The sequence below is a fragment of the Treponema sp. R6D11 genome, assembly GCF_054786075.1.
Window position 1 is genome coordinate 1 of record NZ_BDHD01000072.1, and the last position, 9,731, is coordinate 9,731.

Genomic DNA, 9,731 nt, shown 5'->3' on the forward strand with positions numbered 1-9,731 from the left:
AGGAGCGAAAATCATGACTAGTTATAAAGAGTTAGGGCTTGTAAATACAAAGGAGCTTTTTAAAAAAGCGGTTTCGGGCGGATATGCTATTCCAGCTTACAATTTTAACAATATGGAACAAATGCAGGCGATTATTCAGGCTTGCGTGGAAACCAAATCGCCTGTTATTTTGCAGGTTTCGTCTGGGGCTAGAAAATACGCCAACCAGAATATCCTTAAAAATATGGCTCGAGGAGCTGTAGAATACGCACATGAGCTTGGCTACGATATACCAATCGTCCTGCACCTTGACCACGGCGACAGTTTTGAACTTTGCAAAGATTGTATCGAGACGGGATTTTCTTCCGTAATGATAGACGGCTCGCATTTAAGCTATGACGAAAATGTGGCGCTTACAAAAAAAGTCTGTGAGCTTGCCCATTCACAAAAAGATTATGTTACAGTGGAAGGAGAGCTTGGAGTTCTTGCCGGAGTTGAAGACGATGTTTCATCGGAACACAGCCATTATACACAGCCGTCCGAAGTTATAGATTTTGTAGGAAAGACAAAGGTCGATTCATTGGCTATCTCTATCGGGACTAGCCACGGAAGAGCGAAGTTCAAACCGGAACAATGTACAAGGGACGCAGACGGCATCCTTATCCCCCCTCCGTTACGTTTTGACATTCTCGAAGAAATCGAAAAACAGATACCGGGCTTCCCAATCGTTCTGCACGGATCTTCATCAGTGCCAATTGAATATGTGCATATGATAGAAAAATACGGCGGAAAACTTACGGATTCAGTCGGCATACCCGAAGAACAGCTTCGTAAAGCGGCAAAAAGCGCGGTCTGCAAAATTAATATTGATTCAGACGGACGCCTTGCCATGACAGCTTTAATCCGCAAAGTTTTATTCGAGAAACCGGACGAGTTTGATCCTCGCAAGTTGCTCGGACCTGCGCGTGATGAGCTTAAAAAACTTTATTCGCACAAGAATCAGAATGTTCTTGGCTCGGCGGGACGTGCGTGAAAAAAAATACATCAATGATACCTATGCTGCTGACTAAGAATATTAGTTTAGCGGCAAAGATATCAAGCGGTTTATTCAGAATCGGCAAAGCAAGATACTTCTTAAATCAAAATTATAAACACGACCATTTTAAAAATTTGGCTCTTGTTTATTTTAAAGTAACAGGCGCTTGCAACCTTCGCTGTAAAATGTGCGGACAATACGGCGATAAGGGCGTAATGAAGGATTGTGCGGCGGAAGAAAACAAAAAAATACTTCCGCTTGAAACATGGAAAAAATTTATCGATGAAGTCGCGCCCAGAAAACCTGTTTCTTACATTTGGGGCGGAGAGCCGTTCCTCTACCCCGATCTTTTACCTCTTGCAAAATATATGGTAGAAAAAGGATTATATGTCAGCGTAAATACAAATGGCACTTTAATGGAACGGCACGCGGAGCAAATTGTCCGCGACGGATGGAGCACAATTTTTGTTTCACTTGACGCTTTCCGCGACGTAAACGACGAATTACGTGGCACAGGTTCTTACGATAAAGTAATAGCGGGATTAAAAGCCATTAACAATGAAAAAATAAAACAAAAAAAGAAATATCCCCTGTTAAGCATTGTAACTGTCGTTACAAATAAAAATTACATGGACTTGGCTAACCTTTCCGAGGCAAGCAGGGAATACAACATTGACCTTCACATCTACAATTTAGGCACTTACACAAACGACAGCATTGTAGCCACTCAAAAACGTTTTATGAAAGAAAAATTGGACACCGACATTGACTGTCTTGAAGCGTACAACACAGGCTACAACATCGGAATAGACGGACAAAAATTACACAAGATTCTGCACGATATTCAAGAAAAAAACTTTGGACACGCCGTGCTTACAGTTCCCACATTAAACCCTGAAAAAACGCACACATACTATGCGGAACTTGAAACTCCGGTAAGAAACCACTGCGTAGTCCCTTGGTGTCAATTAAACGTAAACTACAACGGCGACGTGCATTTTTGCGCCGATTACCCCGACTACATTTTAGGCAACATAAAAAACCAATCAATTAAAGAGATATACAACGGAGACCGCGCGAATTTATTCAGAAAAACACTAAATGAATGTGAAGGCGGAATGTTCCCTGGATGCCTACGCTGTTATCAAAATATGCTTTTTGGCAAAAAAATAAAAGGATTTTAAGACTTCGTCGTCCTATAACGCTCTTCCACTAGACACTAATTACTAACAACTATACACTATTCTCATAATGGAACAGGTTAAATGGGTCTGGAACTACATGAAAGGAAAGAGGGCTTTCTTTTTAGGAGGGCTTTTCCTTACTGTTGTTACCTCGTCTATTCGTATTATTAACGCCATGCTAGGAAGGCGAATAATTGACGAAGTTATCGTAGGCGGCAATACAAACCCGTTAATAAGAATACTTGTAATAATGATGATAGTCCAACTGACACGGCTTGGACTTAACTACCTTCAAATAATATTTATGGAAATCGCCAGTACCGACATAATGACCCGCCTTCGCCGCGACATGTACCAGACTGTCCAATGGCAGGATTTTAAATTTTTAAACCGCTTCCCTACCGGAAACCTTATGACCCGTATGACCCAGGACTTAGACCGCTTACGCCATACCGTCGCATGGGTTTCCTACCAGTTTGTCGGAGCTATCGCCCTTTTTGCGGCGACGTTTATTTTTTACCTTTTTATGAACTGGAAACTTGCCCTTTGTATTGTTGGGATTACGCCTTTTATTCTATATATAAGCCGCCGTTTCGTAAAAAAAATCAGACCTCGGTTTATGCTACTGCGGCAAAAACTTACAGACCTTGGAACTTCCGTTACGGAAAACATTGACGGCAACCGAGTGGTAAAAGCGTTTGCCCGTGAAGAATACGAAAAGAAAAAAGTTGAAAAACAAAACGCCGAATTCCGAGACATAAGCTGCGAGAACGCCCTTATAACCGCTAAATATCAGCCGTTTCTTGATACCGCAAGCCAGTTACTTACAGTTATAATGCTTGTCGCAGGCGGTTACTTCCTAATCAAGGGGTGGCTTACGGCGGGCGAATACATGGCGTTTTCCTCGCTTACATGGGCATTGGCTATGCCTATGCAGATGCTCGGTCCCTTACTCGCAGACCTTGAACGTTGGACTTCCGCAGGGCAGATGATCCGTGAAGTGGTAGAAGCACCCAAGGGAATAAGCGATATGTCGGGGGCTATTCAGCTAACGCAACGCCCCAAAGGAAGAATTGAATTCAGGGACGTAAAACTTACCATTGACGGAAATAAAATCCTTGAGGATATTAATTTTACGGCGGAAGCCGGCTCCACTATCGGCATACTTGGAAGCACGGGGGCGGGCAAGACTTCGCTTATAAACCTGCTTGTGCGTTTTTATGAGCCTGATTACGGAGCAGTTCTTTTGGACGGCGAAGACGTAAGACGCTACACATTATCATCGTTAAGACGGCATATAGGGCTTGCCATGCAGGACGTGTTTTTATTTTCCGATTCCGTAAAGGGCAATATTTCCTACGGCAGACCTGACCTTGACGATGAAACCATAAAAAAACGAGCTATACAGTCCGACGCTGACAATTTTATTAAAGAGATGTCCGATGGCTATGACACATTGGTAGGAGAACGAGGGGTCGGTATTTCAGGCGGACAGAGGCAGAGGATCGCTCTTGCAAGGGCGTTAGCCATAGAGCCTGCCGTCCTTGTGTTAGACGATACTACTTCCGCCGTGGACAGCGAGACGGAGCAGTATATTCAGGAACATCTTGAAAAACTTGAGTTTCCCTGCACAAAGATAATTATCGCCCAGAGAATATCTTCGTTTAGAAAAGCGGATTTAATTCTTGTCATGGACAAGGGAAAAATCATTGAAAGAGGGACTAACGAGGAACTGCTTGCCAAGAAAGGATTTTATCATCATATTTGGTCGCTTCAACATAATGCTGGCATTTCCGCTTTGGAGGGAACCAAATGAGTTTCTTCAGTAAAAATCGAGAGCAAAAAACATCCAAAGAAAAAAACCGCTACGATATGGACGAATACCTTGACGAAAAGGTAAGTCTTTTTAACGTAAAAAGGGTTCTAGGTTATCTCTTAAAAGCAAAAAGTCATTTAAGGCTTTCATTAATTGTAAGCATCCTTGCCTCGATTTCCGGTCTTGTAGGACCATTGTTTATTAAAACTGCGTTAGACGAAGCCGTCCCAAACAAAGACATGCGCCAACTGCTGTTAATGGGCGTATACCTTACCGCATCTATTATTGTAAGCGTCGCATTAAGCGCGGTGCGTAACATACTTGTAGCAAAGGCGGGCGCGGGAATAATTCATGACATAAGGCAGGACTTGTTCGCCCATCTGCAAAAATTGGCTTTTAGTTTTTTTGATTCCCGTCCGCATGGAAAAATATTTGTTCGTGTAGTACCCTATGTAAACAGCGTATCGGACGCCCTATCCAACGGAATTATCAACTTTGTAATTGAAGTGTTAAATATCTTCTTTATTATCTTTTTCATGTACAAAGTAGACCCCCACCTTGCGACAGTTACAGTTATCGGGCTTCCACTGCTTGCCATTTTTATTTGGACGATTAAACCAGCCCAACGCAGGGCGTGGCAGGCTGTTTCAAACAAAGGTTCAAACATAAACGCCTATATTCAGGAATCCATAGACGGCGTAAGAGTTACGCAAGCCTTCGACAGGCAAAATAAAAACCTCGATATAATGAACGATCTTGCCGACCAACGCAACCATGAATGGATGAAGGCGATTTATATTTCCAATACGGTATGGTTCTCTACGGAATCTATCAGCCAGTTGGTATGGTCGTTCGTGTACATCATGGGAGTTTTCTGGATGAACCCAATGGCAAGTTTCGGTATGTTGCTCGTTATGGGAAACTACGCATGGCGTTTCTGGCAGCCGATTATTAACCTTGCCAACATTTACAACACTTTTATAACCGCAATGTCGTATCTTGACAGGATTTTTGACACGATTGCGGAGCCGATAACGATTCAAGATATTCCCAACGCCGTGGAATTTCCTTTTATGCGAGGACACGTTGAATTTAAAAACGTAAGTTTCAGTTATGACGGAACTCGCAAAGTGCTGAACAACGTGAGTTTTTACGGACACCCCGGGCAAAGCATAGCCATTGTAGGTCCAACAGGAGCCGGAAAAACAACCATTGTAAATCTGCTGTCTCGTTTTTATAACATCGAAGACGGACAGATTTTTATTGACGGTCAGGATATAATGAAGGTTACCCTACATTCGTTAAGAAGCCAGATGGGAATAATGTTACAGGACAGCTTTTTATTCACGGGAACGATAGCCGACAACATACGTTACGGGAAACTTGACGCAACTGACGAAGAAATCCGCGCCGCCGCAAAATTAATTGGCGCTAACCAATTTATAGAAAAATTGCCTGATGGCTATAATACCCGAATAACGGAGCGCGGAAGCGGCATCTCTGCGGGCGAAAGACAGCTTTTAGCCTTTACACGCACCCTTATTTCCAACCCACGCATACTCATTCTTGACGAAGCGACAAGCAGTATCGACACAGGCACGGAACAACTTGTGCAAGAAGGAATCCAAACATTAATGAAAGGACGCACTTCCTTTATCATCGCCCACAGACTTTCCACTATACGCAACTGCACGCAAATAATGTTTGTAAACGACGGACAAATAGTAGAAAGCGGCACGCACGAGGAATTAATGACTCAACGAGGAAGATATTACGAACTTTGTGTGGCTCAGTATCAGCAGTAGGGAGTTTTTTACATAAAAGCGCAGACTTACTTGACAAGTTGTCAAATTTAAAGTAAATTTATCCTATGAAAACAATGGCTGTTGGAGAGATAAAGACTCACTTTTCGCAAATTTTAGGCGAAGTAAAACATGGGAAAAAAGTAGGGATTTTATTTGGCAGGGCTAAAAAACCGATAGCTATGATTGTTCCATACAGGGAAGAAAAAAAAGGCGAAAGGAAGATTGGCATACTTGATGGTAAAGCAAAGATAGAATTTAAGAATAATTTTAAAATGACAACAGAAGAATTATGCGGTTTTGATAATTAGGAAAAACAATGAAATTACTGTTAGATACACATACTTTATTATGGACAATAGGAAAAACAAATGAGTTGTCAAATAAAGTCATTCAAGAGATAAAGAGCGAAGATAACGAAATTTTTGTAAGCGCTGTTTCATTATGGGAAATTGCCCTAAAATGCAGTATTGGAAGATTACTCGTTAGCTTTAATGTAGATAAAATACCGGAATATTGCCGAAAGATGGGATTTACATTAATTCCACTGGAACCGCTTGACGCGTTAAACAGTTTGCACCTTCCTCAAAAAGACAGTCATAAGGATCCATTTGATAGAATGTTGATATTTCAATGTATAAAAAACGAATATATTTTTGTCAGCAAAGATACGCAAATGAAATTATATGAAGATGAAGGATTGATAAGCCTATGGTTTTAATTTTGTAGTTAATATCTTCGCTCTCAACTCTTATTTACAAACGACAACCCAAAAGGTACGTGCGCTACAATTAAGAAAAGGAAGCCAAGTATGGTTTGCTGTGAAAAAAACGCCCAGTATGCGGCAGCGCCGGTAATCGGCAGAAGAATCATACATAAAATTGCAAGCACGGAAATAAAAGGATTATAACTATTTGTCATCCAAATAATTAAGTAGGAAATGCCGACGGCTAATGCTGTCCATAAAAGCGGAGCCATTACAAGCAAAATAGGATCGTTCATAGAACTCCATGTTAAAGCCCGCAGAGCGCCGACAGGGATCAGCCAAAGTAATGTAAAATTGGAAAAATCGACATCGGAAAATCCGCTGAATATGTACATGATAAAGTATGCGATAAACGGAAGTATTACGGGCATGCTTACAATTTCAAAGAAACCAAATAGCCAGCGTGAAAAACCAAATCCTCCCGGATTGAAAATATAACCAAGGAGGTATTGAATTATTGCCGTAATACTGCCCAATATCAAAGCCCATACGCTTCCCGTGGCGTTTCCGCTACCGCTTATTGAACGGCGAAAGAGATAAAATAATGGAACCCACAAAAGACAGAAAAAAGTCATTAGGCAAATTTCGCTATTGGAACAAATGTATCCGTTTTAAGTGAAGCGCCGCCCACAAGAGCGCCGTCTATATTTTCCATCGCCATTAACTGCGCGGCGTTATCCGGTTTTACAGAGCCGCCGTACTGAATAACAATCTTATCCGCGGCATCTTGTCCGTACAAACGCGCGATTACTTTGCGAACAAACGCATGAACGGCTTCCGCGTCCTGAGGCGTTGCCGTCTTTCCAGTACCGATTGCCCAAACAGGCTCGTATGCTATAACAACATTGGAAAGCTGCCCCGCGTCTACGCCTTCAAGCCCTTTGACTGTCTGTCTTTCGCAGACTTCTTCAACCTTGCCGGCTTCGCGTTCTTCCAAAAGCTCGCCTATACAAAGAATAACTTCAAAGCCGTGTTTTAGAGCCAACTTTACTTTTTTGTTGATAAGCGCATCGTCTTCCTTATATGTGTGCCGTCTTTCGCTGTGTCCTAAAATAATTGTTTGTACGCCAAGGTCTTTTAACTGCAATACCGATACTTCCCCGGTATGAGCACCCTGCTCTTCGCAAGCGCAATTCTGCGCTCCAAGGCGAATATTTGTACCCTCGATAATAGCGGATACAGTCTCAAGGCTTGTAAATGTGGGGGCGATAAGGTACTCGTGCTTGCCCCCCTTTAATGCCGTAACAAGCGCCTGTGCCAATTCTGCGGATTCGGCTCTTGTTTTATGCATTTTCCAGTTTCCTGCGATATAATAAGGTCTACCCATTATTTACTCCTTAAATTTGGTTATTTATTGAATATATTATATACAAAAGGGGAAATTTGTACAAGTACGGCAAAAAAGCGCTTTTTCCCCGTCAAAATGAATTAAAATATTTTTTTTAAAATATACAAAAAACCTATAAAACATATTGACATAATAGGAATTATATTATATCCTGAGAGTAAAATAAAGCCTATAAAACCTATTGGCTAACTAGGATTTATTTTATCTAGTTTGTTATAAAAATAATTTAAGGAGGGAAAGAAAAAGAATGAAAATTCGAACAAAACTTTTCGGCGGTTTTTCTATTGTTGTCGCAATAGGAATATTACTTGGTATAGTGGGGTATTACAGCAATATAAAGCTAACATCCTCATCCAAAGAAATTCTTTGTTTATCAGAAGTAAGAATGAGTATAACGTCAATATTAAACGCGCACTTTTTCTGGAGACAGGAATTGTCTGATACGGTGTATACCGGCGCGGCGTTTTCAGATTCGCTTGATCATGCCGACAGTTCCTTAGGCAAATATTTAAACAGCGATGAAGTAAAAAAGATAACTGATCCGCAGGCTCTTTCAATCCTTAATCAGGTTATTGAACCTGATCGTCTTGTTTATGCCAAAGCGGGAGAAATTATCAATCATCTTAAAAAAGGTGAAACAAATGAAGCGTCTAAAAAACTCACGGAAGATGTTTTTCCAAACTTAAATGAAGTCATAGTCAATTTGGAAAAAATAGAAACCCGATACGGTATTTTGCTTAACGATATAATTGTAGAAAACAACAATTTAGGCGTAATTTCCGAACGCATTATTATAGCGGTTATCATTGTCGCTATAATTGCAAGTATTTTGTTAGCGTTAATTATTACATCTAATATTACCAAGCCAATCATCAAGGTGGCGGATCAACTTAAAGATATTGCCGAAGGCGAAGGTGATTTAACCCATGCTATACCGATACATTCTAATGACGAAGTAGGCGACCTTGCCCTTTACTTCAACGAGACATTGGAGAAAATCAAAAACCTTGTCGTAAATGTCAAAGGAGAAGCAAACACATTATCCGGCATCGGAAGAACTCTTGCCGACGACATGAATGAAACTGCCGCCGCGGTAAACCAAATTAACGCTAATATTCAGAGCATCAAGGGAAGAATCATTAATCAAAGCGCAAGCGTTAGTCAAACTCACGCGACAATGGAACAGCTTACTGTAAACATTCATAAACTCAATGAGCATGTAGAAAACCAGAGTATACACATGGCGCAAGCTTCGTCCGCCATTGAGCAGATGATGGCAAATATCGGTTTAGTTACAAATACGCTAGTCAACAATGCGGATAATGTAAAAACATTAAGGGAAGCATCTGAAGTTGGACGCACCAGCTTGCAGGAAGTGGCGTCGGACATTCAGGAAATTGCCCGTGAATCAGAAGGACTTATGGAGATTAACGCGGTAATGAATAACATCGCAAGCCAAACCAATTTGCTTTCGATGAATGCGGCGATAGAAGCCGCACATGCCGGAGAAGCTGGCAAAGGCTTTGCCGTAGTCGCCGATGAAATTCGCAAACTGGCTGAAAGTTCAGGCGCGCAGTCCAAAACAATTGGCACGATACTGAAAAAAATAGCGGAATCAATCAAAAAAATTACAGTATCCACTGAAAGCGTACTGACCAAATTTGAAGCGATTGATACAAGCGTAAAAACAGTCGCGGATCAGGAAGAAAGTATCCGTAACTCAATGGAGGAACAGACAACGGGAAGCAGGCAGGTGCTTGAAGGCGTTATCGAAGTGAACGAAATAACGCGGCATTTTCC

General features: G+C 41.5%; 9 protein-coding genes. 7 read left to right on the forward strand and 2 right to left on the reverse strand.

Annotated elements, in window-relative coordinates:
- Positions 1-13 precede the first annotated feature (13 nt).
- From ACYVTD_RS07630 to ACYVTD_RS07655, 6 genes are all read left to right on the forward strand, one after another.
- On the forward strand, positions 14-1,012 hold the full coding sequence (locus ACYVTD_RS07630) for a class II fructose-bisphosphate aldolase (RefSeq protein ID WP_461247186.1): 999 nt from the start codon (positions 14-16) through the stop codon (positions 1,010-1,012).
- Complete coding sequence (locus ACYVTD_RS07635) at positions 1,009-2,199, forward strand: radical SAM protein (protein ID WP_461247178.1); 1,191 nt, start codon at positions 1,009-1,011, stop codon at positions 2,197-2,199. Before ACYVTD_RS07630 ends, ACYVTD_RS07635 begins: the two co-directional genes overlap by 4 nt.
- Before the next feature lie 97 nt (positions 2,200-2,296).
- The gene (locus tag ACYVTD_RS07640) at positions 2,297-4,015 is read left to right on the forward strand and encodes an ABC transporter ATP-binding protein (RefSeq protein WP_461247179.1); all 1,719 of its coding nucleotides are present in this window, start codon (positions 2,297-2,299) and stop codon (positions 4,013-4,015) included.
- Positions 4,012-5,820 carry an ABC transporter ATP-binding protein gene (locus tag ACYVTD_RS07645; protein WP_461247180.1) on the forward strand — a complete coding sequence of 603 codons (1,809 nt, stop codon included), beginning with the start codon at positions 4,012-4,014 and terminating at the stop codon, positions 5,818-5,820. Before ACYVTD_RS07640 ends, ACYVTD_RS07645 begins: the two co-directional genes overlap by 4 nt.
- A gap of 65 nt (positions 5,821-5,885) precedes the next feature.
- Complete coding sequence (locus ACYVTD_RS07650; protein ID WP_461247181.1) at positions 5,886-6,128, forward strand: type II toxin-antitoxin system Phd/YefM family antitoxin; 243 nt, start codon at positions 5,886-5,888, stop codon at positions 6,126-6,128.
- Positions 6,129-6,136: 8 nt separating this feature from the next.
- On the forward strand, positions 6,137-6,538 hold the full coding sequence (locus ACYVTD_RS07655) for a type II toxin-antitoxin system VapC family toxin (RefSeq protein WP_461247182.1): 402 nt from the start codon (positions 6,137-6,139) through the stop codon (positions 6,536-6,538).
- Between the two features lie 23 nt (positions 6,539-6,561).
- Here ACYVTD_RS07655 and ACYVTD_RS07660 read toward each other — a convergent pair whose 3' ends face one another.
- Both ACYVTD_RS07660 and tpiA read right to left on the reverse strand, forming a co-directional pair.
- Complete coding sequence (locus ACYVTD_RS07660) at positions 6,562-7,158, reverse strand: hypothetical protein (protein WP_461247183.1); 597 nt, start codon at positions 7,156-7,158, stop codon at positions 6,562-6,564.
- Positions 7,158-7,910, reverse strand: a complete 753-nt coding sequence (tpiA, locus tag ACYVTD_RS07665) for a triose-phosphate isomerase (protein WP_461247184.1) — start codon at positions 7,908-7,910, stop codon at positions 7,158-7,160. Before tpiA ends, ACYVTD_RS07660 begins: the two co-directional genes overlap by 1 nt.
- 268 nt (positions 7,911-8,178) lie before the next feature.
- Here tpiA and ACYVTD_RS07670 point away from each other — a divergent pair.
- On the forward strand, positions 8,179-9,731 hold a 1,553-nt coding region (locus tag ACYVTD_RS07670; RefSeq protein WP_461247185.1), incomplete at its 3' end, for a methyl-accepting chemotaxis protein.

What these genes read in the sequence shown, in the direction of transcription:
- ACYVTD_RS07630 (WP_461247186.1), top strand. Translation starts at nt 14, where the DNA reads ATGACTAGTTATAAAGAGTTAGGGCTTGTAAATACAAAGGAGCTTTTT.
- ACYVTD_RS07640 (WP_461247179.1), top strand. Translation starts at nt 2,297, where the DNA reads ATGAAAGGAAAGAGGGCTTTCTTTTTAGGAGGGCTTTTCCTTACTGTT.
- ACYVTD_RS07645 (WP_461247180.1), top strand. Translation starts at nt 4,012, where the DNA reads ATGAGTTTCTTCAGTAAAAATCGAGAGCAAAAAACATCCAAAGAAAAA.
- ACYVTD_RS07650 (WP_461247181.1), top strand. Translation starts at nt 5,886, where the DNA reads ATGAAAACAATGGCTGTTGGAGAGATAAAGACTCACTTTTCGCAAATT.
- ACYVTD_RS07655 (WP_461247182.1), top strand. Translation starts at nt 6,137, where the DNA reads ATGAAATTACTGTTAGATACACATACTTTATTATGGACAATAGGAAAA.
- ACYVTD_RS07660 (WP_461247183.1), bottom strand. Translation starts at nt 7,158, where the DNA reads ATGACTTTTTTCTGTCTTTTGTGGGTTCCATTATTTTATCTCTTTCGC.
- tpiA (WP_461247184.1), bottom strand. Translation starts at nt 7,910, where the DNA reads ATGGGTAGACCTTATTATATCGCAGGAAACTGGAAAATGCATAAAACA.